Origin of the sequence: Blastopirellula sp. J2-11 (genome assembly GCF_024584705.1) — a bacterium.
Lineage (GTDB): Bacteria > Planctomycetota > Planctomycetia > Pirellulales > Pirellulaceae > Blastopirellula.
The window spans coordinates 356,201-382,263 of the sequence record NZ_CP097384.1 but is presented as its reverse complement, the minus strand read 5'-3'; the positions used below and the strand labels follow the sequence as shown (position 1 = coordinate 382,263).

The window sequence follows — 26,063 nt, the reverse complement described above, 5'->3', positions numbered from 1 at the left end:
GCGTCGGACGCCGCTACCGGGGGCGCCGCTTCTTTCTTTTCTGGCTTAGTAGGTAAAGCGATTCAATGGGAATCGAAAACGATATTTATTCGATGAACGACTGGTTGCTGCCCGGCGCCGATCACTTGGGCGGCCTGGTCGTGTTCATCTCGGCAATCGCAATTTTGGCGGTGGCCGGAGCGCTGATAGGGTTCATCGTCTCCTCGATTCGCAACGGCCCGTTCGAAGCGTTCTACGCTGTCGGCCGTATCGCGGTCGAATCGGTGCCGGAACTCTTGTCGATCTCGCCTCGTCGCGTCGGCGCGATGACTTGGTTGGCCTTCCAAGAAGCGATACGCAAACGGGCGCTGGTCGCTTTTGCGTTGTTCATGGTGGTGCTCCTCTTCTCTGGTTGGTACATCACCCCCAACTCGGAATCTCCGGTGCGACTCTATTTGAGCTTCGTGCTGACGTTCCAAAACTGGCTGCTGCTGTTGATGTGTATTTTGCTCAGCGTCTTCAGCCTGCCGGCCGACATTCAAAACAAGACGATCTATACGATCTACACCAAGCCGGTTCTGCACTGGGAAATCTTCCTGGGACGATTATTCGGCTATATCGGCGTCGGTTCGATGATGCTGGTCGCGATGGGAATTTGCTCGTATGTCTTTCTCTATCGCGGTCTGGATCACACGCACCAGGTCGATCCGCAATCGGTCACCGAACTGACCGCTACCGATGACGCGACCGGCGAGACCAAGGTCATCGGCTGGGAAGGTGAAACAACCTTTAACGTCGGCCATAGTCACCCCTTCTCGCTGGACGCTGACGGAGACGGACTTGCCGCTCGCGAGCGGCAACATACGCACCAAATTACGCGGAACGAAGATGGTACGTTCTCCGTCTCTGGGCCCAAAGAGATGCTGCAAGCTCGCGTCCGTCATCTGGGCAAGATTCGCTTCCTGGATCGCGGCGGCGAGCCGACCAGCAAAGGGATCAACGTCGGTAACGAATGGGACTATTACGGTCACATCGAAGGGGGAACCCTCTCGGCAGCCGTCTTTACGTTCGACATGTCCGACGCGTTGCTGAACGAAGAAAATCAGCTGCCGATGGAGTTCAATTTACGCGTCTTCCGCACCTACAAAGGCGACATCGTCAGCGGCATTCGCGGTTCGTACTATTTCAAGCATCCTGATCTCGACATCCGCTCACGCTCAATCCCCTTCACGGCGAAGGAAGAAGCGGAAACCGTACTCGTCTCGCGATCGCAAGAAAACTCCGACATTGACCCCACTGCGCCGAATCTCGATCTGGTCGAAAATCTGACCAACGCCGACGGCAAGATTGAACTCTGGATTCAATGTTCGGAACGGGGCCAATACTACGGGGTCGCCCAAAACTCGGTCTTCATCTTGAAGAGCAACGGTTCGTTCTTCTGGAACTTCGTCAAATGCTACATCAGCATGTGGTTCCAAGTGGTGATGGTCGTGACTTTCGGCTTGGTCTTTAGCACGTTCCTCAACGGTCCGGTCGCCGCATTGGCGTCATTGATCGCTTTAGGTTACGGCTTCTTCGCCGAGAGCGTCCGCGAGTTGGCCAACGGCGAGTGGTACGGCGGCGGGCCGGTCGAATCTTCGATTCGCCTGTTCAATCAGAAAAACGTGATGGTTGATCTGGACGAGGGCGTTTACGTCAACATCGTCAAGTTCATCGACGCACGCTTCTTCGATGGGTTACGCGTCTTTGTCAACATGCTGCCTGACTATAACCAGCTTGATACTCACAGCTTCGTCGTGGACGGCTATAACATTCCGGGCGTGGTGATGATTCAACAATTGTTGATCGTCAGCGCGTTTTTCGTCTGCCTTGTCACGACCGGTTACTTCTTCCTGAAAACGCGGGAGATCGCGGGATGAACAACGGATCATTTATTCGCAAGATTATCTATGGCGGCTGCATTGTCGTTCTGTTGATCTTGAACTCGTTCCTGAGTCAACCGAGAACGTCCAATAGCGCCGGCGGATTGCTGGCGCAAAAGCGGACCGAATATCGCATCGCCAAAGCGGAATTGGGCGAAATCGATCCGACCAGCGAAGCGATGCGCCTGAGCATGCTCGGCATGGATGGGATCGCGACGCTCATTCTGTGGAATCAGCTGAACGAATACCAAAAGACCGAACAGTACGATCACGTCAATGCGATCTGCGAGCAGATCACCCACCTGAACCCCCACTTCCTGAGCGTTTGGGAATATCAGGCCTGGAACTTGTCGTACAACATTTCGCGCGAGTTCGATAACTATCGCCATCGTTATCTGTGGGTCAAAAAAGGCCTGGAATATCAGATGGCCGGTACGCGTTACAACTATGACGAACCGAAACTGATGAACGCGGTCGCGCACTTCTTCGGCATCAAATTTGGGTATGCCGACGAAAAAACGCAGTACCGTCAGATCTTCCCCGATGACACCGAATTTCATGCCGAAATCAATGATTACCTGAGCAAAGCAGGCTCGAACGTCGAGCAAGACGCCGCCGGCGTCGGCAACAAGCCTGACAACTGGCTCGTCGCTCGTCTCTGGAATCAGTGGTCCGACCGCGTGGTCGACACGGGCGCCGGTAAGATCGGCAACGCCTCGCCTGCGATCTTCTTCTCGAACGCTCCGAAGCGCATGATGAGCTTCGCCGAGTTCATCGAAAAAGAAGGCGCCATCGGCGATACTGCCCAAACCGCCTGGGCGAAAGGAAACGAAGAATGGACCAACGATTACGGCGATCGCGACTTGCCGACCAGTTGGGGCATTCCGGTCAAACTGAATGACTACAAGCGTTACACGGCGCAGTTGAAAGAACTCCGCGCGAAAGCGAATGAATTGATCGGCCCGCTTGACGCCGAGATTCGCTCGGAGAAAAAGGCCAAACTGCCGGAAGACCAACTTGCGGCGCTCGAGGTTCCGGAAGCCGAGCGAACCGGCGAACAACTGCTGGCCGCACGCAAAGCCCAAGAAGCGATCACGCCCAAACCGGCGGATCTCATCAAACGAATCAACGACCCGAAAAAAGCGATCGAGATTCGTCGCCTTTACCGCGACATTACCGATCTGGAGTTCCTGCAAGGAATCATCGACAAACAAAAGAGCGTCGTTCATTACGACTACTGGGAGACTCGCTCCTCGACCGAAATGACCAATCGTGCGATCAAGGCTCGCAGCCTTGTCTATCAAGCGAATCAAGCGTTCGAGAACGCCAACCTGGTCGAATCGCGTGATCTCTACAATCAGGCCTGGGACCTGTGGGCGGAGATTTACGCCGAGCATCCCGAATTGAAAGATGACGCTGCCAGCGGCGACTTGTCGGACGAGCTAAAAACGTATGCACAGTTGCTGGAGCAACTGGGCGAAACGTTACCGGCCGACTTCCCCCTGATGGACCTCATGGAAATTCACATCCCAGGGTTCCAGCGTCCAGCGCCTCCCGCGACTTCGTCGAAGGACGAAACGGAGGAAGAGAAAGCGGCCAAGCCGATGGACGAAACTCCAGCGGCGGAACCCGAGATGAAGAAGCCGGCTCCCATGACTGACGCGCCGGCGACGGAAACGCCGATGCCAGAGAAAACGCCGGAAACGCCCCCCACCGAAAAGCCTGCAGCCGACAAACCGGCCGAAGCAGCGAAGCCGGAAGCCGCGACTCCCGCTGCGGAATAGCCTCGCACTGCGAAAACGCGTATTCTAAAGAGCGGCGGAGCGTTCCAACTTCGCCGCTTTTGCTTGCGCACTTCGCTTCTCTTCTTTTCCGCTCCTCTCGATTTCGCACGCGCTTATGACCAACGAAAAATTCGGCCCTTACGTTATTCACGAAACGCTCGGTCGCGGCGGCATGGGAACCGTTTATGTCGGCATCGACGAGCGAACCGGCGATCGGGCGGCGATCAAGGTATTGCACGGCGGAGCGGGTCGGGGTGGAGCCCGCGAGCGTTTTGAACGCGAGATCGAAACGCTGAAGACGTTGAAACACCCGCACATCGTCCGCTTGTTTGGCTATGGAGAAGAACCGGCCGGCATGTTCTATGCAATGGAGTTGGTGGATGGGAACAGCCTGTCAGAATTGATCCAGCGCAAGCGTGACTACACTTGGCGAGAAGCATTTGAAATCGGCTTGGCGATCGCACAAGGCCTGAAGCACGCGCACGACTTTGGCGTCATCCATCGCGACGTGAAGCCGGCGAATATCCTGATCGACAAAGAGGGGAACGTCAAAATCTCCGACTTCGGCATCGCTCGCCTGTTTGGCGCGACCGGCGTGACGGCCGACGGAGGCATCATCGGCACCGCTGACTTTATGGCCCCCGAACAAGCCTTTGGCGAACCGGTCAGCCCACGCAGCGATCTCTATAGTCTGGGCGCCGTGATCTATGCGATGCTGGCCAAGCAGCCGCCGTTTCGCGCGAAAACAGTAACCGAGGCGCTCGACAAGCTGCGGAACTCTGACCCGCCGCCGATTGATCGATTGTGCGACGGAGTTCCCGACGAAGCGGCTGATATCATTCACCGCATGTTGGAAAAGCGCCCCCGCGATCGATTTCCAACCGCAACGACCGTGATTCGTCGTATTGAAGCGTTGCTGGAGTCCGAGCTTCCGGACGAAGCCGCCTTTCGCATCGAATCAGCCGTCATCGAAACGCAGACCCCCGACTTAATGGACGATTATCGCCTGAAAAGAGAGGCCAGCGAATCGGCCCAATATATTGCCGATGACGAAACGCGGATCGCACCGGAATCCGCCGCTCCGGAACCACCCCCTCCGGTTGGCCAAACCAAACATTTCACAACGGTCGCTCAAGACAGTAAATCAGGGCGCTACTTTACCCACAACGACGAACCGGTTTCGTCATGGCGAAATCACATCCAAACGGGACTGATCGCGCTGGCGCTGGTGGTGATCTTGATCCTCATCTTCTGGCTCCCACGCGCTCCTTCCGCGGATGCAATGTACGAGCAGCTCGCAGCGTCGGTCGACAATGACCAGTTGGACGAAGCCGGCGATGAACTCGATCAGTTTTTAACGATCTATCCCGACGACCCGCGCGCCGAGGAAGTCAAATCGTGGAAAGAAGAACTGAGCCTGGATCGACGCGAGCGCCGCTATCGCCTGACCATGCAATTGCGGCAAAAGACCGAGACTTTTGATGCGATTGAGATCGCCTATATCGACGCACTTCGCCTGATCGATTCGGCGCCGGAAGAAGCTGCCGCCAAAATGCAAGCCTTGCTCGCCGTCTACGGGCCGCCAGATCGCATCACCGGCGATGCAAGTCGCTGCCTGACGCTCGCCGAGCGTCGACTCGCGCAACTCGACAAGCAATTGGCCGAGACCAGCAGCAAGCAACTTGCGGAAATCGGCGCCCGCATGGCCGCCGCCAACCAGATGGCGACCGACGAACCCAACCAGGCGCGGCGAATCTATCAAGGCCTGATCGATCTTTATGGAGACAAACCGTGGGCGTGGGAACAAATGGAAAAGGCGCAGCAAGCGTTGAGCGAAACGCCCGCCAGCGTCCCGGTCGAAGAAAAGCCGAGGCCCGAAAGTGAACAAGATACGTCGCCTAAAGAAGCAGAAGCGCCAAAAAGCGAAACCGAGCAGCCGGCGGAACCTGAGAGCATGGAAGGCGGCGCCCTCTCTTCGTAGCCCGAGGCGCAAGTTTTGAGGTTGCGCTATTTAGCAATTCAGGAAGTGTTGAACACGGGTGAAGCACGATCAAATAGGGTCCGAATCCACCGAAAATCGTCACACTAGCCCGCCAGCGCCAGCGAGGGAAATGCGTTTGACTACTTCGAATCGCATGAGAATGGCCGAGCGATTTTCTCTCGCTCGCGCTGCGGGCTACGAAGAGTAGTCGCGTTCAATAGGTCTTACTGCGCCACTTCGACGGCGCCGCCGTTCATCCCTGGCTGATTCTGCGGTTGACCATTTTGCGGGCCGCGCTGATTCGGCTGCTGATTGTTCGCTTTCTGCTCGCGTAGCAATTTGTCGAGCGCGTCGCGAATCTTCGCGGGATTGCCGCTTCCATTGAGCGTGATTACACGCATGGTGGAGACCGGTTTGGCTAATTCGTCGACCCGCTTGATCATGTCAGTCACCAGCGTCATCAGGCTCTCCCCTTCGGTCGAAATCAACAGCGTGTTCGAAACGTTGTCGATGCCGATCGAAAGTTTGCCTTGAAAGGTGATCCGGGTTGGAGCGGCCGAGTTGCTGTCATCTCCGAAGAACGAAGATCGCCCGCGGCTCGATCCTTGGCGCTGTTCGCCTCCCTGCTGATTTTGCTGGAGCGCTTTATCGTTGGAAGACAACAAATCGCGGAAGACGTCTTTGACCGCGTCGGCCACGACTTCGGCTTTGGAATAGCGTACTTGGTAAATCGAATTGATCCGCGCCGTCTGCGACGTGACCGGCTCTTGTCGGTCATAAAGCTCAATCAAATCGGCGATCGTCTTCAGTTGGTCATTGTCGGCGCCTTGCACGACGATCGTGTTGGTATCGATATCATAGATAAACTTCAACGGGCGGCGATTGGACAAACGGAGCGGATCTTCCTGCTTCGAATCTTCCGGCATTCCATACCACCAGCGACGGAATGAATCATCCGAATCATCCTCTTTTTTCTCCTCGAAGAACTCTTCGAGATTGAGAATAACGAGTGACGCGGATGCGTATTTCAACGTGAAAACGTGCCAGTCCTTGGGAGGCGGCGCCAGCTCACGAATCAGGTCTTCTAAGCGATTCAACGCGTCCGCATCTTCCGAACTGATCATCAAACGCCCTTGCGAATCGAGCCCGATCTGAATCGGCGGCGCGGCTGCGGCGACCGGAGTCGTTTCCGCCTGGGTCACTACAGGCTCTTCAACCGCAACGGTCATTCGCTCCTGGGCGAAGTGAAACTTGCCGACTGGCAAGCTGGTCGCTTTGTCATTGGTCTTGGCCGCCGGCGGCGTCTCTTCGTTTTTGTCGGCCGCTGGCTCGGAGGCAGGCAAATCAATCTGCAGCGGATTGGCGCCGGCGCCGGGCCACAGCTTCTGGACGCGCTCCATCAACTTACGAGCCGACTCGGCGTCTCCCACTTCGACGCGACGAACCAAATCGCCGGGGGTACCTTCCAGCGGAATCTCGCCCAATTGAGTCAACAGCTTGTTGACCTCTTCCAGTTCGATTTCGTTGGCCCACAGCAACAAGCGATTGCTAATCACGTCGGCATCAACACGAAACGAATCGTCATCTTTTTTCTCTTCCTGATTGCGGCCGCCGTATCCATAGCCGTAATAAGAATAGCTGTTGCGACGTGGTTCCTCTTTTTCCTCTTCTTTGCCCATCATGAATCGGATCGTTCCGGCGACGTAGTCCGCTTTTAAGCGACGCAAAGGAACCACTTTGAATTGCCGTCCAGAGCCATCTAGTTTTTTGATCAACATGTCAACTTGTTGATGATCTTTGAGATCATTGGAAATCACGACGACCGCTTTGTTCTTCTCGTCCGCGTACAGAATGGTCGCTGGGTTAAGTCCGCCGGTCTCTTCCATCACTTTGATCACCGTCTTCGGATCCAATTGATCTAAGCGATGAATTTTCATCTCTTCAAAGCTCTCGGAAGCGGCGTACTGGCTATCCTTCGGCACGTCCAGCATGCGCACCGCTTGAGCAACCAGCGAAATCCGATCCGGCGGACCATACGCGACCAGGCTGTTGTTGCGCGGATTGACGATCAATTGCAGCTCTTCATCATCGCGGCTGCTTGGCTTTTTGCCTCCCCCTTTTCCCTGCTGCATTTGTTGCATTTGCTGCTGCATTTGCTGCTGCATCTGTTGCATTTGCTGCATCTGATTTCGATCCATCGGCATCGCGGGCCCCGCCGACTTCGACATTCCCAACAGCGATTCAATCTGGGTTTTGATGTCGGCGGCGCGGGTATATCGCAATTGAAACGGCATCATCCGGGTCGACTGCGCTGAACCGGACTGCTCTTCCTGCAGCATGTGATAGATGTCGATCAAGTTGGCGACCGCATCCAGCGACTCCAGTCGGTTGGATGTCGAGAGGGCCGTCATCTTGCCATGCGGGCTGAGCATCGGCTTCAATTCTTCGACGGCAGTTTCGGCCATCAACCAACTGAGCGGAAACGAAACCTTGACGAACTCGTGCGGATCGCGGTAGCGAAGATCCTCGGGATGAACCCGCGGCACCGAAGCGGGATCGAGCTTGTCGAGTTTCGTGACGACCAATCCATCTTGCTGACGCAGAATGGTGTACCCGCGCATCATCAGACGCTCGTTCAGCAGATCGCGCACTTCGTCAATTTTGTAGGGACGCTGCGTCGTCAGATTCAGATAGTCGCCTGGCAACTCTTGCCAGTCGAGACTTGTGCCGGAGATTTCGGCCAACCAATCGAGCACCGCTTTCCACGACTGACCGCGAAAGCTGAATTCCACTTTCCCCTGCAGATCAGGGCGAACTTTCAGTTCTTGGGGATCGGCCTCATCCGGCGGCGTATCTGGACGCTTGATCGGCTCGCCCGGTTTCGGCTGACCATCGGCCGGCTTCTCCCCCATCGGCTTTTTTTCGTCTGGCTTCGCTTCACCTGGTTTGGTTTCACCCGGCTTTGCGGCGGCATCTGCCGGCGTGGTCGTCTTCGGCTTCGCGCTAGATGGAGACGGACGCCCCTCCACAGCGCTGCCGGGAGTCGCCTGAACCGCTTCGATCTTCGCTTCTTGGGCAAAACTGGAAGCAGCGCAGAGTAATACGAGCAAGGCCGTTAGGTGCCTAATCATTGGGAAAAGCGCAGGCTGGTGCATGATGGAAAGTTGAGCAAAGGGTCCAACGAAGCTCAAAGTTTTCTCCCACTCTACCACGATGGAGGGCCCTAATCACCATCTTTGTAGGATTTAGGGAGACTATTTCAATCAGGAAGACGATTGGTGATAGCAGATCGTTTTTGGAAAAAAGGAAAACCACATCCCTGCGTTAACTCCTTACTTGAGTTACACTTAGTACGTCTACCCCTGCGATGTCTGGGCTTCGTCTCGATGGGAAGGAACTTTTGCCGGACAGGTCCCGTCTTAAGTTTTGAATCGCGGGGCCTGATCCGCCTGGGGCCAGCGAATCATGCGCGGTAACATTCTTGGCGGAAAAACTTTGCACTCGAACTAGTATCATGAACGCCGGGATCTCAGAAGAACTGCTATCGGCTTATCTCGACGGCCAACTTGGTCCGGTCGAGCTACAGCGCGTCGAAGCTGCGCTGGCTGAGTCTCCGGCTTTGCAGAATCAACTGAAGAGCCTAGCAACTGCTCGTGACGCCGTTCGCAGCTTGCCAGCGGCGACGGTTGGACGTGACCTGACAGGCGACATCTTTGCAGAAATCACGCGTCGTAGTGCGACGACCACGGCCGCTCCCGAGGTCGAAGTCGAACTTCGTCCAATGCCTGCCGGTCGCATGAGCGACCGACATCGCCCTCGCTCGACGCGATCGTGGCAATGGATCGGCGTTGGCGCGGCGGCAGCGGCGCTGGTTGCTGGCCTGCTAGCAGTCCCTGCTTGGCTGGGTGACAACGGCGACATTGATAACAACAACGTGGCGAACGTTGAACCCAAACACGAGGATCCCGCCGCTGTTCCCATGGTCGAGAATACGCAGGACGCCAACCAGCCAGAAACGGCAGTTTCGCAGCCCGCAGATCGCGTCCCCAACTTTACCGAACTGATGGGAACCGGCGACAATCGCGTAAAACCCGAAATTCCGACTTCTCCGGCAACTTTGCCCGATCGCAAACCGAGTGGGATGCGTATTAAGATTACGTCGAACCCACCTGCGGATGTTCTGTCGCCTGACAAGATGGCGACAAAGCCGATGGGGACGGGGACGATTGCTCGCGCGACGCCCAACCTAACGGAGAAGGTGGACGCGGCGTTCGATCGTTTTGTAAAACCGACCGACTTCTCGCCGGAAAGCAGGAGACATTTGCTCTCGCTGCTCGCTACCGAGAAGACGGAGACGGCGAAAGAGGTTACTGACTTCGAGATGCTTGCGGGTTTACGAAAGTTGCCCGAAGTCTTAAAGTCAACGGACGAAGATCAGGTTGAACTAATTTCCAAACTCGATTTGGATGATAACAACCAGATCGACGGTCGCGAACTAGCCAGTTGCCTGGCGGACGCACGTTTTCGTGAAACGGAAACAGGGCGTCAGGTTGCTCGCCTGTTTTTCCGAATCGACGACAATCATGATGGCGTATGGACCAACGAAGAGGTGACGAAGAACGTTCGCCTTGCCGGAGGTTTGGACCAAGAATTCACGCGAAAGATTCGCTTATGGGATCAGAACCACGACGGCGTGGTGAATTTCGTGGAGGCGGAGTTTGGCGCTTCGGCGCTGCAGCGTGAGTTCCAACTGATTGAAGGCAAGCTTTACGATTCGCAAATTCTGGCCCAGGCCCAACGCTTGTTCGCTTCGCTAGATCGAAGCGGCGACGGCTCCCTCTCTGGTCGTGAACTGACCCGAGCCCTGGATACGCCCGAAATTGCCGCTGCAGCCGCTGGTCGCAAGACCTTGTCGCTGCACGAGCTTTACCTGCATCTGGAAACGATCGCGCTCGGACTCTAAGCCGCGAATTCATCGAGCCGCCCCTCAAAATCAATCGCAGCGCTGGTCCGCTAGCCAGCTTGGGCGGCGTTGCGACGCAAGAAGGAGCGAGTGCGAATGTTGCAGGCAGCCAAAGGCGTTGAGCCACATGATTCAAGCGACCTAGGATGGCTAGCCGGTCAAGCGACCGAAAGCTTACCGACATTAGCGGCCAATTCTACCGCGGTCTGGCGTGATGAGCCCCGCGATGAAGAATCAGCGCCGGCTTCCAAAAAAAGTTCAACGCCAAACGACGCGTGGGACGATGACGCGCTGCGTCGTTATCTCGAGGAGATGTCGCGTTCACCGTTGCTCTCGGCGAACGAAGAACGTTTGGCCACCGATCGCGTTGTCACTTCGCGCAAAAAATTCCAGCGTCGTTTGTTCGGCTGCGGAGTCGCCGTTCAGCAAGTCGAACAACTGCTTGAAGAAACGCTCGCTGGTTCGCGCCGCTTGGATCGCACGTTCGAGATCACGATTACTTCCGCCGCTCGCAAGCAAGCGGAGATACTGAAGTTGCAGCAAGCCCTAGCGAATCTCCGCGCCGCGAAACAGCGCAACGCCCACGATCTGCAAATCCTCCTCTCGCCTGAGTCCATCGAGCGGCGTAATCGGGCGATCGAACGCCTCATTCGTCGTCGCTATCAAACCGCGATTCTGATCGAAGGGCTCAGCCTACGGATCAAGTTCCTGCCCGACATCTTGTCGCGTCTGGAGAAGCTTGTCAAAGAGTTGTGCAAACAACGTAGCGATTTGAATAGTCTGACCAACTTCCAACTCCCCCGCCAAGGCGCTGGCGCTGAAATCTGGGTCGAAAAGTATCAAGAGTTTCCCGAAACGCTCGTCTGGCAATATCCCCGAATCGTGCAAGCGCATGAAGGACTTTGCCGCGCCCAACGCGCAATTACGTCCGCAAACTTGCGTCTGGTCGTATCGATCGCCAAGTCATTTCGGGGGCGAGGGCTCAGCTATCTGGACCTGATTCAGGAAGGCAACCTGGGCTTGATGCGCGCGGTCGAAAAGTTCGATCCTACTTTGGGCTATAAATTCGCCACGTACGCAACGTGGTGGATTCGTCAGGCGGTCATGAAGGGACTCGCCGACCAGGGAAGAACCATTCGCCTGCCCGCGCGAATGCAGGATCGCATCCAAAAAATCAACGTCGCCAAAGCGATTTTGTCCCAAGAACATCGGAGCGAACCGCCGATCGAATTGACCGCACAGCATGCGAAACTGACAGAACGGGAAGTGGTCGCCGCTGACCGATTGGGTCGCACAATCATGTCGCTAGACGCTTCGAGCAATGACGAAGATTCGTTTGGAGACAACCTCGCGTCAGGAGATGCCGAACAGTCTTCCGCCGACGAACAACGTCTCCCACATGCGATCAATCAATTGCTGCAGGAACTGACCAGTCGCGAACAAGAGATCGTACGGCGACGCTTTGGCATGTATGACGGACGCGTACAAACGCTTGAAGAAGTCAGTCAGGCGTTCTCGGTAACGCGAGAACGAATTCGCCAAATCGAATCCACAGCGATCCGCAAACTGCGACAACCGCACCTGATCCGCAAGCTCGACGATTTTCTGGAAGCTCGCGACCTCCGCGCCGCAACTCAAAAGCCACGTTAATACGGCGAAGCAGGCGTCTCTTCGTACTCCGCTACGCCAGCGAGCTTAAATGTAAAATGAAGCACGAATAACAAATTAGATCGTTATTCGTGCATTGGATCATTCATTCGTCATTGGCGATTCGACATTCTTCATTGAATGGAGACCTCATTTCCCTCGCTTGCACAGCGGGCGACGAAGATCAGCCTAGGCGCGGATCACTTTAGCCCAGCATGAACAATTCCGACCCGCACTCTTCGGTGATGACTTCGCCGAAGAGCGTATGCGAGGCCGAATCGTAGATTGCAACCGGTAGGACCTGACCGATTTGACGGCGATTGCCGTCAAACACGACGATCCGATCGCAGTGGGTTCGTCCCGTTAATTGTACGACCGGTGAATCATCCGCACCCTCTTTTTTGGCGGCCGCTTTGCTGATCCCTTCGACCAACACGTTGAGCGTGTTGCCGATCTGCTTTTGGTTGTCTTCTAGACTGATCCGATTTTGGATCTCCAGCAGCGTGTTGTTGCGATCCTGCTTGACTGTGAACGGCACGTCGTCCAAAAAGAGCTCGGCGCCGCGGGTTCCTTCACGTTCGCTGTACTTGAAGATAAAGCTGTTCTTGAAGCGGCACTCTTCGACCAGATCGACTGTCATCTGGAATTCGGCCTCGGTCTCGCCGCAAAAACCGACGATAAAGTCGCTGCTGACCGCGGCGCCGGGAACTCCTTCACGAATCCGGTGCATCATATCTCGATACTGCTCGACCGTGTAGCCGCGTTTCATCCGCTTCAACATATCGTTCGAGCCGCTTTGCGCCGGTACATGCAAGTAAGGCGAAACCTTGTCGAGCTCGCGCACGGCGGTCAACAGATCGTCGGTCATATCTTTGGGATAATTCGTAACGAACTTGATGCGGCGAATGCCGTCGATTTCGTGGATCGCCGCCAGCAGATCGGCCAGGTTCCAACTCTTGCCGGCCGCATCTTGTCCGCGATAGCTGTTGACCGTTTGCCCAACCAGCGTGATTTCGACAGTTCCTTGATCGGCCAGATGTCGCGTCTCGGCCAAGATATCCTCAGGGCGACGCCCCTGTTCGGGACCGCGAACGCTGGGCACGATGCAGTAGGTGCAAAATTTGTCGCAGCCGATCTGGATGCGAACGTAAGCCTGAAACGGCGTCGGGCGCATCTCGGGATCACGCAAGGGATCAAAACTTTCGTGACTCCGCGCGATCTCGACGCGCGATCCGTCGCGTCGACCGAGACTAACTTCGATCTGCCGGCCTTCGCCGGCGGCGACCTTGTCAATCAACGAGGGAATCTGATGCAACTGCCCAGGTCCAACGACCAGATCGACATAGGGGGCGCGCTGAAAGATCTTCTTCTGATGATTTTGCGCCATGCAGCCCATCACGCCGATAATTTTTTCGGGATGGCTCGCCTTCAAGTCGCGCAAAACGCCCAAGTGGCTGTACGTTTTGTTTTCGGCCTGCTCGCGTACGCTGCAAGTATTGAACAACAGCGTATCGGCTTCTTCCGGCTTGGTCGTCAGTTCGTATCCTTGCTGACGCAAGCTGGCGACAACCAACTCGCTATCGAGCATGTTCATCTGACAGCCGACGGTATCGATGTAAAGACGTTTGGGCATGGATCAAATCGTTGGGAGGCGGATCGCGCATCGGTGGGAAGCGGCGATCCCGGCGAAATTTGGATCGGTAACTAGTTAGGCGGCGTCACGTGATTTTTCGAGCATCTGCTCAAATACCGTTTGACGCTTCTCTTCTTCGTCGCGGCGCTTTTGCTTCTTCATCGCTTCGAGCGCACGCGCATGCTCTTCGTCAAAGGCTTTCCGCAACTGGGTAGTCAGTGCATTACGTCGCTGCCGCATAAAACGGACCAGCGTCATCACGGCGATGTAGGCCGCCGCCGCATACAAAATCCATTCCCACTTTGACATACCGGGCTCCCATCCTTGGTCCCAAACCTAATTATAGTAACGGAAAATGGGGGGGCTTAGCGAGAGGGAAACCTGTTTCCGACAGCGGGAACCCGACGCTATCGCCGCTACTGGTCAGCTTGCGATGCTAGCCAAATCTTCCGCAAAGAGCCCCTGTCGCACAAAAACCGCATAATCATTCAACTCGATTCCGTCCCCGCCCCGATCAAGAAGAGGTTTGATTCGCTGCGCGGCGCAGTAATGCCGCACATCTGTTAGGGGGTATGTAGTATGGGCAGGACGCAAGCAAACGGCCGAGCGCGGCGATATATCGCTACGCTTTGCGCCTACGGATTTACGATCATCGTTCCTTTGTCGCTCGAGCCAACGAGCGTCAACGCTTCGCGCTGGTCCGATTCGGCCCCGCAAAATGCTGCCGAAACAGCGGCGCCTGCTACGACAGCGCCTCCCCTGGCGACCAAGGCTCCTGCCAGCACCTCTGCGCCCATGGCAACCGCGGAGACGGCGCCCGAATTGCCTTCGACGCCCGGTCTGCGTCGATTACCCCCGGTCACCTCCGAGACAGCCCCCCAGAACGTCACCGCGACGACGACGCCGATTCGTATTCCCCCGGCAGATCCGATCGATTGGCGCCGTCCTGCGATGGTGATGGGGCCGCTTCCCGGCGAAGCGACGCCGCATCAATCGCAAGTTCGACTGATTAGCGACACCGCCGCAGTGACGCCGGCGCCTGTGGCGCAACAAGCGAAAGCATCCCCCAAAAATTCGACCCGCGACGCCGTCACCGCCGAAATCATGCCGGCGCATACGACTCCCGAAAATGGCGCGACCCAACCGGAATCGAATCTAGTCGCCGTTGAACCGGCGCTGCCGACACCTGTCGTTGCGTCACGATATTCGCAAGCGACCACGCCGGAAGCCGAAGCTCCCGCGCCGAAAATCACCCCTCGTTATGCCGTCACTACTGACGCCGCCAAATTGGCGAATCCAGCCGAGACGCCCCTGGAGCCGCCCGCCGAGAAACCCCATTTCGCGCGTGTCACCGACGAATCCTTGTCATCCCCGGCGCCCAAAGATGGACTCTCGCCGATCTATGTCTGCCGTTTGCTAGGGCTGAAGGCCGCAAAGAAGTAGAAGGGATTACGATCGCATTGCACTCTCACTCGCACAGTTGGAAGCTGCGCGAGTTGTAGTCGTAGCCGAGCGTCTCTGTTCATCGCTCGCGCAAGCAAGAGAAAATCGCTCGATCCTTCTGATGCGGATCAAAGTAGCCAACCCCATTTCTTTAGCTTGCACAACCATCGCCACACAAGTCCGTGGCAATGGAGCCCAAGCGGCGCTACATCCCTTTTTCTGCTAGCGCTGCAGGATCGATTGCCCTGGGGCCACCGATGTTCGCGGCGGGCTGTAGCGGACCGGGTTCGCGTTGGCCGGTTCGAGCATCCACTCGTTCGGGGGCGGCTGCGTTTGCCCTGGTTGTTCCGCGACGTAGGTTGGTGAGTCGAACGAAGGCGCTTCGACCATCGCTTCGGCCGGTGTCGGTATCGCTGGTTGACCAGCAGGAATCGGCTCGACGGCCGATTGCTTCCAGAGGCCAAAGATCGTGCGAGGAGCTCCTCCCCCGGCCAAAGTCGGAGTCGGCTGTTGCGCCACCGCCCGAAACGAGGAGACCGTTTTTCGAGCGGCCGCCAGCAGTTCGTCGGAAGATCGCTGCGCCGCTTGCAGATAATATCCGGTCAGCGCCACTTTGTTAACCGGCAACGCTCCTTCGGGGAATTCCGGGCGATCGTAGTTTTCTTCAGGGCGTTCAAACAGCTGACCACAATCAATGCAGTGGGTGAGCGCTTCGACCGCCATGATGCGAACGCGGGGAGAATTCTCCGACGGGTTCCCATCTTTGTCGCTCCCTTCGGCACAAATGCGCAACGCTTCGCAAGCAGCTTTCGTCATGGTTCGCGCTTCGGCGAACGCGATCGCCGCCTGAAAGCGGACGCACTCGCTGCGATCTGACCGCAAGCTAGAGATCAACGCCGCTTCCGCTTCGGGATACCAATGCCAGTCGACGCAAGCCAATGCTTTTACAGCAGCGACGCGGGCCGGCACTTGGGCCTGATCTGCGGCGATTTTGGCCGCGGCGGCTTGTGCGGGAGAGACCGGCTGGCCATTCGGGCCAACGCCGTTGGCGATTTGATTTTGCACCTGGTTGTAAACGCTATTGCACGGAGGCGGCAGCAATCCGCCGGTCATCATGCTAACCGGTGCAAATGAGTCATGCAGGAAGTGTCCAAAGGACGAATTACAACAATTGGCATGCGTTACGTGCAAGCAAGAGCAGACCTCGCTGAAGAAGCCTCCGGACGTAGCCGCAGGAATTGGCGCTAACGGGGCCGTAGGATAAGCGGCCGCAGCGGCGGAGGTTCCTGTTCCCGTGGTGGCGTCTTGCGCGCAGCAAACGCTTGCCGCAAGTAATACGGCCGGTGATACGGCAGCTAGCAACAGTCGCATATTTCCCTACCTTCAAACGAGCAATAAAGCGTTACAGCATGTACTCGCCGTCGCGAGTCTGCGTCAAGGTCAAGTCGCGACGCGAGAAGAGATTTGAGATTCGCCTTGATGCTCGCTCCATAATTCCCTACAACCCCCGCCGCGGCATCATCCGACTCCTTAACAGCATCGATTCACACCGCGTGGGCAAACCTTCTCGCAATTCGATTTTCTCCTTCGTAGTGATCCTGCTGTCGATCACCGCAAGCGTTTGCGCAGAAGCCGACGCCCAAGAAATCTATCGCTTGCCGCCGGTTGATCTGCAACCGCCAGAGCAACCAGCGATTTTCAACTCGCCATCGGATCGCGCGTTTCATTTCAACTCGGCTCCCATTAGTTTCGAGTCGCAACCGACCTTACCGACTCCTCCCGAGTCTCCCGAAGTGGTTCCGCTCGGCCCTCCCGCGCAGATCGCTCCCTTGCAGAATGAACAACCCTGGGAAGACTGGGGCTCCTATCAAATTCCGTTGAATGGGTGCAGCACTTGCGGCGAATGTCGCTGCGAACCTTGCACGGCGACGACACGGGCAGGACGTTTCCTGTGGCTCGTGCAGCATGCCGTTTGCTGCGTTGATCCCTGCTATGAGCCAGCCTGGAAACCGTTGGAAGATTCGGCGTTTTTCGTCGCTTCGCCGCGACCGCAAGGGACCATGCGATTTCGCTACGACGCCGGCTTTGGCCTATCGCATCCCGATCGCGCCGAATATTTTTGGGCGAAAGCAGGCACCGGGCCCACTCCAACCGGAACTTACGTTCCGGATGTCGATTACATGACCCTTTATCAATACACCGAAACCGGCGGCAAAAAGTTCTCGGCGACGTTTGAATATCGCTATATGGAAGTCGATCCTGAAGGAGCGCCGCATGGCGCTGGTTTCGGCGACATGACCATCGGCACGAAAACGCTGCTCTTCGACAACGGACTTTTCCAGGTCGCGTTTTTGATGAAAACGCATATGCCTGCTGGACGCGTCTCCCGTGGTCTCGGCACTGGGCATGTTTCGCTCGAACCGTCGGTCGTTGTCGGCGTCAACCTGGCTTCCGAAACCTACATGCAGATGGAAGTTGGCGAATGGATCCCCATCGCAGCCGATCCAACCTACGGCGGATCGCTGTTGCATATGGCGACCAGCATCAATCATACGCTCGCCTACCCAGCGCCGAGCTCGCCGCTGATCGGCACGCTCGAACTAGAAGCCTGGTCGTTTCAAGCCGGCGCCTACACCAACTCTTTAGGCGTAGCGACCAGCGCCAGCGGCGCGACCTTTGTGCAAAGCTCGGCCGGCATACGCTGGTTTATCTGTAAGAGCTACGATGTCGGCGCCTCGTGTGCGACCGGTATCACCGAAGACCACTGGGCCGACTATCTCTTCCGCACCGACTTCCGCGTTCGCTTCTAAAAACGTGATTCGGCGATCCTCTCCCCTCTTCTTCAATCGCTACTCCACCGGTTCCTGCACCGCTTCGTCGATCTTGTTATTCGCGCCGGTGAAATAGTCGGCGCCGCAGACGACCAGCGCGGCGGTGATCGCCAACGCGGCGCAGCCGATCAGTTCGCCGGTAGACGGGGGACCGATGTAAGCGTCACCATCGCGCCACGGCCATAACGCACGCATTGCGCCGATCATAAACCCGCACATCAGCGACATTGTCTGCGGCTCGTAGCGGTGCAGCAGCCAACGCAGAAACTTGCTGAACGCAATCAGGCCGACGGCGCATCCGACGGCAAACACGACAAACTGCAACAGATCACCGCCGATCGCTTCTCCTTTGAGAAGCGATTTGGGGATCCCGCTGAGATAGCGATACATCCCCAAAATCAGCAAAATATAGGACCCGCTGATTCCCGGCAGGATCATGGCGCAGATCGCCACCATGCCGCAACAAAACGTAAACAAGAGAGGCGGCGCTTGCTGCACATCAGGAAAAACTTGCGGTCCCGTCAACAGAAACGCGACGGCTGCGCCAATGATCCCCAATGCCCAGCAGATCGACAACGGATCGTTTGTCGAAGCATGGATCAGTTTCATCACCAACCAACTCGACGCTGCGATCGCGCCAAGAAAGACTGCATAGGTATAAGGACGCGCCGGACTGTGGGGTTCAATCAACTCGTGAATGAGCAGAATAAAGGTTCCTAGCCCAATCACAATCCCGCCGCCCAGCGCCAGCAGAAAAAAAAGATCGATCCTCTGCACCGCTGCGCGCCATTCTCGCCGCAGCAGCAGCTTGACCGAAATCAGGTCAAAATGACTGATCGCAGCGACCAGACGGCGATAGATGCCCAACACCAGCGCAACGGTTCCCCCCGAGACGCCGGGGATCGCGTCCGCAGCGCCCATCAGCAGACCACAACCGACATGCCGAGCCGCATCGCGCAGTGCCCCTTGGGGAGAAGTAGTCAAATCGGGCCTCTTCTGGTTCATATTCGGGAGTCTTGTCGCTAGAAAGTGCGAGTTTCGCGGAAACGAGGTAAGTCTGAGAGGATTGTAGAAAACTATCCCATTCCCCCATAGGCGAGTCAGCTCGGCGCCGGAGCGAATTCGCTTGACCGGCGCATTTTAGAGCCTTACATTGCTGGAATCCGATCCCAAGCAAACGGCTCGCCGCCGTCACTTATAACGTCGTTATTTTCGCTTGTCCCGTAGCACATCTATTCCACCAGATACCAGATAAAGGTCTTGCCGGTGATCTCCTGGCAAGAACAACAGGGATGTTTCTCGAGCGATCGGCAGACTCGGTTACCGTCCATGCGCCAGCAAAACTGAATTTGTTTCTCGAATTGCTGGGTAAACGGAGCGATGGTTTTCATGAATTGGAAACTATCATGACTGCGATCAACGTCTTTGATACGCTTCGTTTTACGGCGACGGAAGACTCGCAACTCTCGCTTCATTGCCGATTTGCCGCCGGAACCGTCGCATCTGCGGCTCGCCAAGACGCCGATGCGTTGCTGGGAGATTTGCCCTCTGGCCCGTCGAATTTGGTCTTTCGAGCGATCGACTTGGTTCGCCGCACGGCGGGAATCGAGCGTGGCGCCAAGATCGAGTTGGTGAAACGGATACCGGCCGCTTCCGGTCTAGGCGGCGCTTCCAGCGACGCGGCCGCAGCACTGTTGGCGGCCGATATTGTCTGGAAGCTCGGCTGGTCGCGCGACAAGCTGACAGAACTCGCCGCCCAACTCGGCAGTGATGTCCCTTTCTTTTTGCATGCCGGCCTGTTTGGCAGTGGATTGGCCCTCTGTCGCGGACGCGGTGAAATCATCACTCCGCTGGCCATCGCACGGCGAATGCATTTTGTCGTTGCGCGTCCCCCCGGAGGGTTGTCGACGGCCGATGTGTTTCGTCACTGCACCATTCCCGCCCAGCCGCTGGCGGCCCATGATTTGAGCGATTCATTAAAATCGCATTCAATGATGGAGATCGGTCACCGCATGCATAATCGGCTGACCGAACCATCGCGGCAACTATCAACCGAGATTGATCGGTTAACAAGTTGCATGATTCGAGCTGGAGCAGTTTCCAGCCAAATGTCGGGAAGCGGCAGCGCTTGTTTCGCCCTCTGCAAAGATGCACGGCATGCCCGCTGCGTCGCGGCGAAACTGAAGAACCAGCGCTTGGGCGTTGTGTTTACCGCCAGCAACTGCGGCGTACATTGGAACTAGACAGACAACTTGAGCAAAGCGGACGGCGGAAGGACCTACCAAGCAAGGCGGCATTACGACGGATCCAACGGGAACTAACGGCATTGAGAGGCGACGCGGCGTTCGTACCGAAGATTTTTTATCTACTTCGAGTGCGAATCAGCGTTCGGCGCGACTGCCAACAGGGAGAGATACGCTGTGAACATCACCGAAGTTCGTATCAAACTCATGGAAGACGCCAGCGACCGTCTACGTGGATTTTGTTCGATCACGTTTGACGACTCGTTCGTCGTGCGCGACCTAAAGATCATCGAAGGCGCGAGCGGCCCGTTTGTCGCAATGCCCAGCCGCAAACTGACCGCCCACTGTCCGCAATGTGGCGGCAAAAACCATCTCCGCGCCGGCTACTGCAACAACTGCGGTTTTCGTCTCCGCTTGCCGCCGGCCGAACGAACGGCCGACGGTCGCGCCAAACTGTACGCCGATATCGCCCATCCGATCAATTCGGAGTGTCGCGAGATGATCCAAAATCGCGTCATCGAGGAATACGAAAAAGAGGTCGAAACCGCCAAACAACCAGGCTATCGCTCGCGTTACGACGACTTCTATGGTGACGCCGGCGAAGAATTCTTTGAAGAAGATTCGTTTGACGACGCCAGCAGGTCTCCCCAAAAATCGGCGAGCGAACCGCAAGGGCAAGCTCATCCTCCGCAGCCCAACCCGTCTGGTCCGCATCAACCGACAGCCGGGTCGTCACAACCGCAGCGCAAACGGAAGTTCGGCCAAGGAATCTTCGAAGAATAGCCGGTAAGCTCGCTTGTTCACCAGTCGCCGCATTCGCGGGCCAGATCGCGCAAATAATCGATCGCTTCGTCCACTTCCAAGACCTGCATGCCGATTTGGCGACCTCCTTCGTCACATTTGCCCAACAGCAGCAAGTCTTCAAAGTTCTCTGACTGCTGCAACCGTCGCTTGGCCCTAGCGCCGATCGATCCGTCCAGCAGCGCGTGCGCTTCCATATGATGCTCGATTAACCAATGCGTCCGCTCCGTAATCGTTTCGCCGAGCGCTTCGAGTCCCGCAGCGACATGATCGCGAAAATCGATCCCCTTCCCCACATCATGCAGCAGCGCCGCCAGCAGCAGTTCTTCGTCGTAAGGAGACTCGCGCCGCGCTAGTTCGAACACCTGCAAGCTGTGATAGAGCGCATCCCCTTCGGGATGATAATGCGGGTTCTGCTTTACATGCTCCAGCGGCAACAGCAGCATCTCGTAGTGCAAAAAGCGATCGACGCGATTCTCGGCGGCGGCCAACTCTTCGTCGGCGTCGACATCGGGATATTCGGTCTCCAGAAACTGCGCTAACTCGCGAATGCTCATTCGCTCGATCGCTTTGCCAGTGATCGAACTTTTGGAGATATAGTGCGTTTTGTCGCTGGGATAGACCGTCAATTCGATCGGATAGACGTCGCGAATATGGACGTGAATATAGACCTGATTTTCCCCGTGCTTGCGAACTTCTTTCCGCTCGATGTCAAAGAACATTCCTTCGCGCTCGAGCGTTGCGGCGATCGGCTCGACGCTGTCGGAAAAGAGGTGGATATCAATGTCTGATCCCCGCCGAACATGCCCTGTCAAAACGCTGCCGATCAAACGTGGGCGAAAGTTGGCCAACAGCTTCATCGTATGGAGCGCAGCGAAACGCATCTCCCGCAGATTGTCGAGCCGCGCATCGCCTTCAAACATCCGCGCGAGCGACTGCACTTCGTCCCGGATCTCGGCGTTACTGGGGAGATCGGCCGGTTTGACCCAGCCTCGGCAGAGTCGCCGAGCCGCTTTCATTTTGGCGCGGTAATATTCCGATTCTTGCCGTTCATACATCAAGCGCGCCGCTTGACTGGCGATTTGTCGCCGTAGCTTGGAAGCATCCATTACAGAAGGGCCGACGAATTTGAAGTTAGCCTAAGCGTCGGCAGCGAGGCATTTGCAGAAAATGACCGGGAAAGTGACGGCCTAAAAACCGCACGTTCTCTCTGTCATATCGTATGCGGACCGACCTAATCCGTGAAGACCCAAGCTATCGTCCAGGCCGATCTTGTATTGTCGACCGATTTAAAACGGGCGGCGTCGCACCGCGCCGTGCCGGCAATCCAGCGCCCTCTCCCGACAACCGAACTACCGGACGGCAACGGTGCGCACGTCAGCCACGATTGGTTGCCACACCATATAGTTTGCAATGAAGAGACCGCAGTCGGTCCAAAACCAGTCTGCTGCAAAACTTATGCCTAGGGCCCCAATGAGATGTGGCCATTTTATGACCGCTCGCCTAACACGCGCAACAGGCTGGGGTTAACGCCGTTCGCTTCTACCGGCTCGGATCGAATCAGTGGTTCTGCTTACTGCCGCTGCCTGGGATGCAGCTTGGTTTGCACAAATCGCTCGCAAAGCGGTGTAGAAGGTTTTTGCAGACATCGCCGTACGTTAAGATGAGACCGTTCCCCCACAGCACTCCCCCACAGCGTGATCTCATTCTTTTATGAAAATCGTCAAATATCTCGACGCCGGCCAATTACCCCGGACCGGCTGGTGGGATGGAGACCTGATCCGTCCTCTCACGATGTCACTTTTTCCCTTGTTGGAAATGATGGACCCCGCGGAAGTCGCCAGGTCCCACGTTTCGACTCACTGCGAGCCGATTCCGTTCTCCAGCGTCACCTTGCTTCCCCCCGTTGAGCAACACGAAGTTTGGGCCGCCGGCGTCACCTATACCCGTAGCAAAGCGGCCCGCATGGAAGAGTCGGAAGCGGCCGCCGACTGTTACGACCGGGTCTACGCTTCGCCGCGACCTGAATTGTTCATGAAAGCGACGCCGCATCGTGTGAGCGGGCCCGAGCAACCACTGCGGATCCGCCAAGACTCGAAGTGGAACGTTCCCGAACCCGAGCTGGGACTGGTCCTGAACTCCAAGCTGCAGTTGGTTGGCTATGTCATCGGTAACGATATGAGCAGCCGCGACATTGAAGGCGAGAACCCGCTCTATCTGCCGCAAGCCAAGGTCTACGACCAATGCTGCGGATTGGGACCTTGTATCGCACTGCGAGAAGACTTTGAAGCCGAACTGCCCAATCTGGCCGATATCAAGATCGATCTCGCCGTTCGCCGCGGCGGACAAGCCGCGTTTACCGGATCGACCGACATCGGCGAAATGGCTCGCTCCTTCGAAGATCTAATCGGCTACTTGCGCCGCGACAATAGTTTTCCGACCGGCGCCATTTTGCTGACCGGCACCGGCGTGATTCCGGACAACGACTTTACGCTCTTACCTGGCGATATTGTCGAAATCACGATCGCTGGCATCGGCACGCTCCGCAATCCAATCATTCAGCGATAACAAGCAGTGCGGCGCACCAAGCGGCAGATCGTCGAATTTTTCGGCGATTTATACTTTCGGCGAAATCGTTGACGTTCGGCGTAGGCGCCGCAGTCGCGATTGCGCGAAAGCATTAAGCTGAATGTTCCCCCATTCGCCAATTTCCGTCTAAACCTGTTGAGCTTCTACTATGTCTGATCTCCAGCCTGTTCTGATCGCCGGCCAATGGAAAGCGGCTGATGCTTCCGGCACGTTCCAAGCCGATAATCCTGCGACCAAACAACCGCTGCCGGCCCAATATCCGATTAGCACCTGGCAAGATTGCGAAGCGGTGCTCTCCGCCGCCGACGAAGCGTTCAAAGCGCTTTCTCAATTGCCGCCAGAACGGATCGCCGAATTTCTGACGCGTTACGCCGAATTGATCGACGCCAACGCGGACGAGCTGTGCGCTATCGCCAACGCCGAAAGCGGACTGCCGGTCTCGCCCCGTCTGAAAGATGTCGAGCTGCCGCGTACTTCCAATCAGTTGCGCACCGCCGCCGCCGCCGCGGTCGAACGATCGTGGAAGCAAGCGACCATCGACACCAAGGCCAACATTCGCGCTTACTTCGCGCCGCTCGGTCCGGTCTGCGTCTTCGGTCCCAACAACTTTCCGTTTGCGTTCGGCGGAGCCTCCGGCGGAGACTTCGCCGCCGCGATCGCGTCTGGCAATCCGGTGATCGCCAAAGCAAATCCCTCCTGCCCCGGTACGACGCTCGCTTTGGCGAAACTCGCCTTCCAAGCGGTGCAGGAAACCGATCTCCCTCCGGCGACGCTCCAACTCTTTTATCACTGCAACTATGACGACGGCGCCAAGTTGGTTTCCGATCCGCGTATCGGCGCGACCGCCTATACCGGCAGTCGCCGCGCCGGTTTGGTGCTGAAAGAAGCGGCCGACAAACATGGCAAACCGATCTATCTGGAACTGTCGAGCGTGAATCCGGTCGTGATCTTGCCGGGCGCACTAAAAGAGCGCGGCGACAAACTGGTCGACGAGTTCACCGGCAGCTGCCTGATGGGCGCCGGTCAGTTCTGCACCAACCCCGGCCTGGTGCTTGTGATCGACGGCGCCGAAAGCCAAGCGTTCGTGACCGGCACGGCCGCCAAGTTCGCCGCCGCTCCGGTCGGTACGCTGTTGACCAAGAATGTCGAAACCGGCCTGACCGTCGCATTTCAAACGCTGAAAGAAGCAGGCGCTCAGCAACTCGCCGGCGGCGCACCTGGCGCCGGAACCGGCTATAGCCACGCCAATACGCTGCTAAAGGTCGACGCGGCGAAGTTCTTGACCGATCCCCTGGTCTTCCAAACCGAGGCGTTTGGCAACGGCTCGCTGATTGTCGTCGCTCAAGGTCTGGCCGAAGCCATCGCCGTGATCGATTCGCTGGAAGGCAATTTGACCGGCTGCGTTTACAGCGACACGCAAGGTTCTGACGACGCCGCCTACGCCCAGTTGGAACCGCATTTGCGTGTGAAAGTTGGTCGCCTGTTAAACGACAAGATGCCGACCGGCGTCGCGGTCAGCCCGGCGATGAACCACGGTGGGCCTTTCCCGGCGACGGGGCATCCGGCTTTCACCGCTGTCGGCATTCCAGCGGCGCTGGTCCGCTTTGGGATGCTGCAATGTTTTGACAATGTTCGCGCCGCGCGACTGCCGGCCGAACTGCAAGACAAGAACCCCACTGGCAAGACTTGGCGCTTGATTGATGGAAACTGGACGACGGGGGATGTCGCTGGTTAGGCGGCGACCAATCACTCCAGAAACAACCAAAGGACCGCGATTCGATTGCGGTCCTTTTTTTCATCGCTAAGCAGCTTGCGATCGCTCCGCTATTTTCGTTCCAATGCGAACGCAAATTCGTTCGGCCCTTCTTCCGTCACCGTCGCCAAGATCGCCGTATCAAGACTACCGTACCGGTTTGGCACAACGTCAACCGAGCCTGACTCGACATCTTCGTCATAGATGGTCACACGATGCTCGCCGATGACCACGCCGCTCTTCATGCCGTTGCTTCGCAGTTCGACAATCTGACCGTCAAGCACTTGCCCGCTCGACGCCGGACCTGGCTCGACCGGCGAAAAGGTGATTAATGCTCTGGGCAGCGGTTGCCCGTTCAGCGTAACGCTGCCCGAGACCGACACCGTCGGAGGCAACTTCGGCCCCCGGTCATAGCATCCTAGTAAAGCGATCGAGCCAAACGCGACGAGCGCAACGCAGGCGAGGGGTGAACGAAATGCCATGGGTCAAACCTG

General features: G+C 56.9%; 19 protein-coding genes. 11 read left to right on the top strand and 8 right to left on the bottom strand.

The annotated features are described in order from the left end of the window. The first annotated feature begins 92 nt into the window (after nucleotides 1-92). The 3 genes from M4951_RS01605 to M4951_RS01595 all read left to right on the top strand — a co-directional run bounded on the left by M4951_RS01605 (nucleotide 93) and on the right by M4951_RS01595 (nucleotide 5,666). Nucleotides 93-1,898, top strand: coding sequence for a hypothetical protein (locus M4951_RS01605; protein ID WP_262024737.1), 1,806 nt, complete (start codon nucleotides 93-95; stop codon nucleotides 1,896-1,898). Next, nucleotides 1,895-3,685, top strand: a complete 1,791-nt coding sequence (locus M4951_RS01600; protein ID WP_262024736.1) for a hypothetical protein — start codon at nucleotides 1,895-1,897, stop codon at nucleotides 3,683-3,685. The genes M4951_RS01605 and M4951_RS01600 overlap by 4 nt, the downstream gene beginning before the upstream one ends. Before the next feature lie 115 nt (nucleotides 3,686-3,800). Further along, nucleotides 3,801-5,666, top strand: a complete 1,866-nt coding sequence (locus M4951_RS01595; protein WP_262024735.1) for a serine/threonine-protein kinase — start codon at nucleotides 3,801-3,803, stop codon at nucleotides 5,664-5,666. Between the two features lie 224 nt (nucleotides 5,667-5,890). Here M4951_RS01595 and M4951_RS01590 read toward each other — a convergent pair whose 3' ends face one another. Further along, nucleotides 5,891-8,776, bottom strand: coding sequence for a secretin N-terminal domain-containing protein (locus M4951_RS01590; protein WP_262024734.1), 2,886 nt, complete (start codon nucleotides 8,774-8,776; stop codon nucleotides 5,891-5,893). A 404-nt stretch (nucleotides 8,777-9,180) separates the two neighbouring features. Between M4951_RS01590 and M4951_RS01585 the strand changes: the two genes are divergently transcribed. Next, entirely contained in the window at nucleotides 9,181-10,629 is a 1,449-nt protein-coding gene (locus M4951_RS01585) for a zf-HC2 domain-containing protein (protein WP_262024733.1), read from the top strand. A 96-nt stretch (nucleotides 10,630-10,725) separates the two neighbouring features. Further along, nucleotides 10,726-12,279 (top strand): RNA polymerase sigma factor RpoD/SigA, encoded by a 1,554-nt coding sequence (locus tag M4951_RS01580; RefSeq protein ID WP_262024732.1) that lies wholly within the window; start codon nucleotides 10,726-10,728, stop codon nucleotides 12,277-12,279. A 202-nt stretch (nucleotides 12,280-12,481) separates the two neighbouring features. Here M4951_RS01580 and miaB read toward each other — a convergent pair whose 3' ends face one another. Together miaB and M4951_RS01570 are read right to left on the bottom strand one after the other, a co-directional pair. After that, on the bottom strand, nucleotides 12,482-13,909 hold the full coding sequence (miaB, locus tag M4951_RS01575; RefSeq protein WP_262024731.1) for a tRNA (N6-isopentenyl adenosine(37)-C2)-methylthiotransferase MiaB: 1,428 nt from the start codon (nucleotides 13,907-13,909) through the stop codon (nucleotides 12,482-12,484). A gap of 75 nt (nucleotides 13,910-13,984) precedes the next feature. Then, on the bottom strand, nucleotides 13,985-14,218 hold the full coding sequence (locus tag M4951_RS01570) for a hypothetical protein (RefSeq protein ID WP_262024730.1): 234 nt from the start codon (nucleotides 14,216-14,218) through the stop codon (nucleotides 13,985-13,987). A 270-nt stretch (nucleotides 14,219-14,488) separates the two neighbouring features. On the opposite strand from M4951_RS01570, the gene M4951_RS01565 reads away from it, so the two are divergent. After that, a complete protein-coding gene (locus tag M4951_RS01565) occupies nucleotides 14,489-15,352 on the top strand; it encodes a hypothetical protein (RefSeq protein ID WP_262024729.1) in 864 nt (287 codons plus the stop codon). Nucleotides 15,353-15,574: 222 nt separating this feature from the next. On the opposite strand, the gene M4951_RS01560 is transcribed toward M4951_RS01565, so the two are convergent. Beyond that, on the bottom strand, nucleotides 15,575-16,723 hold the full coding sequence (locus tag M4951_RS01560; protein WP_262024728.1) for a HEAT repeat domain-containing protein: 1,149 nt from the start codon (nucleotides 16,721-16,723) through the stop codon (nucleotides 15,575-15,577). A gap of 38 nt (nucleotides 16,724-16,761) precedes the next feature. On the opposite strand from M4951_RS01560, the gene M4951_RS01555 reads away from it, so the two are divergent. After that, complete coding sequence (locus M4951_RS01555) at nucleotides 16,762-18,162, top strand: transporter (protein WP_262024727.1); 1,401 nt, start codon at nucleotides 16,762-16,764, stop codon at nucleotides 18,160-18,162. A 39-nt stretch (nucleotides 18,163-18,201) separates the two neighbouring features. On the opposite strand, the gene M4951_RS01550 is transcribed toward M4951_RS01555, so the two are convergent. Together M4951_RS01550 and M4951_RS01545 are read right to left on the bottom strand one after the other, a co-directional pair. Then, nucleotides 18,202-19,167, bottom strand: a complete 966-nt coding sequence (locus M4951_RS01550; RefSeq protein ID WP_262024726.1) for a DUF368 domain-containing protein — start codon at nucleotides 19,165-19,167, stop codon at nucleotides 18,202-18,204. Nucleotides 19,168-19,415: 248 nt separating this feature from the next. Beyond that, nucleotides 19,416-19,574 carry a hypothetical protein gene (locus M4951_RS01545; RefSeq protein ID WP_262026983.1) on the bottom strand — a complete coding sequence of 53 codons (159 nt, stop codon included), beginning with the start codon at nucleotides 19,572-19,574 and terminating at the stop codon, nucleotides 19,416-19,418. On the opposite strand from M4951_RS01545, the gene ispE reads away from it, so the two are divergent. After that, nucleotides 19,533-20,426 carry a 4-(cytidine 5'-diphospho)-2-C-methyl-D-erythritol kinase gene (gene ispE / locus M4951_RS01540; RefSeq protein WP_262026977.1) on the top strand — a complete coding sequence of 298 codons (894 nt, stop codon included), beginning with the start codon at nucleotides 19,533-19,535 and terminating at the stop codon, nucleotides 20,424-20,426. The genes M4951_RS01545 and ispE overlap by 42 nt on opposite strands. 177 nt (nucleotides 20,427-20,603) lie before the next feature. Next, nucleotides 20,604-21,209, top strand: coding sequence for a SpoVG family protein (locus tag M4951_RS01535; RefSeq protein ID WP_262024725.1), 606 nt, complete (start codon nucleotides 20,604-20,606; stop codon nucleotides 21,207-21,209). Between the two features lie 17 nt (nucleotides 21,210-21,226). Here the strand turns inward: M4951_RS01535 and M4951_RS01530 are convergent, their stop codons facing one another. Beyond that, nucleotides 21,227-22,336 (bottom strand): HD domain-containing protein, encoded by a 1,110-nt coding sequence (locus tag M4951_RS01530; protein WP_262024724.1) that lies wholly within the window; start codon nucleotides 22,334-22,336, stop codon nucleotides 21,227-21,229. A 604-nt stretch (nucleotides 22,337-22,940) separates the two neighbouring features. Between M4951_RS01530 and M4951_RS01525 the strand changes: the two genes are divergently transcribed. After that, the gene (locus tag M4951_RS01525) at nucleotides 22,941-23,795 is read left to right on the top strand and encodes a fumarylacetoacetate hydrolase family protein (RefSeq protein ID WP_262024723.1); all 855 of its coding nucleotides are present in this window, start codon (nucleotides 22,941-22,943) and stop codon (nucleotides 23,793-23,795) included. A 169-nt stretch (nucleotides 23,796-23,964) separates the two neighbouring features. Beyond that, nucleotides 23,965-25,551, top strand: a complete 1,587-nt coding sequence (locus tag M4951_RS01520) for an aldehyde dehydrogenase (NADP(+)) (RefSeq protein ID WP_262024722.1) — start codon at nucleotides 23,965-23,967, stop codon at nucleotides 25,549-25,551. 89 nt (nucleotides 25,552-25,640) lie between these two features. Here M4951_RS01520 and M4951_RS01515 read toward each other — a convergent pair whose 3' ends face one another. Then, nucleotides 25,641-26,051 (bottom strand): hypothetical protein, encoded by a 411-nt coding sequence (locus tag M4951_RS01515; RefSeq protein ID WP_262024721.1) that lies wholly within the window; start codon nucleotides 26,049-26,051, stop codon nucleotides 25,641-25,643. Nucleotides 26,052-26,063 lie beyond the last annotated feature (12 nt).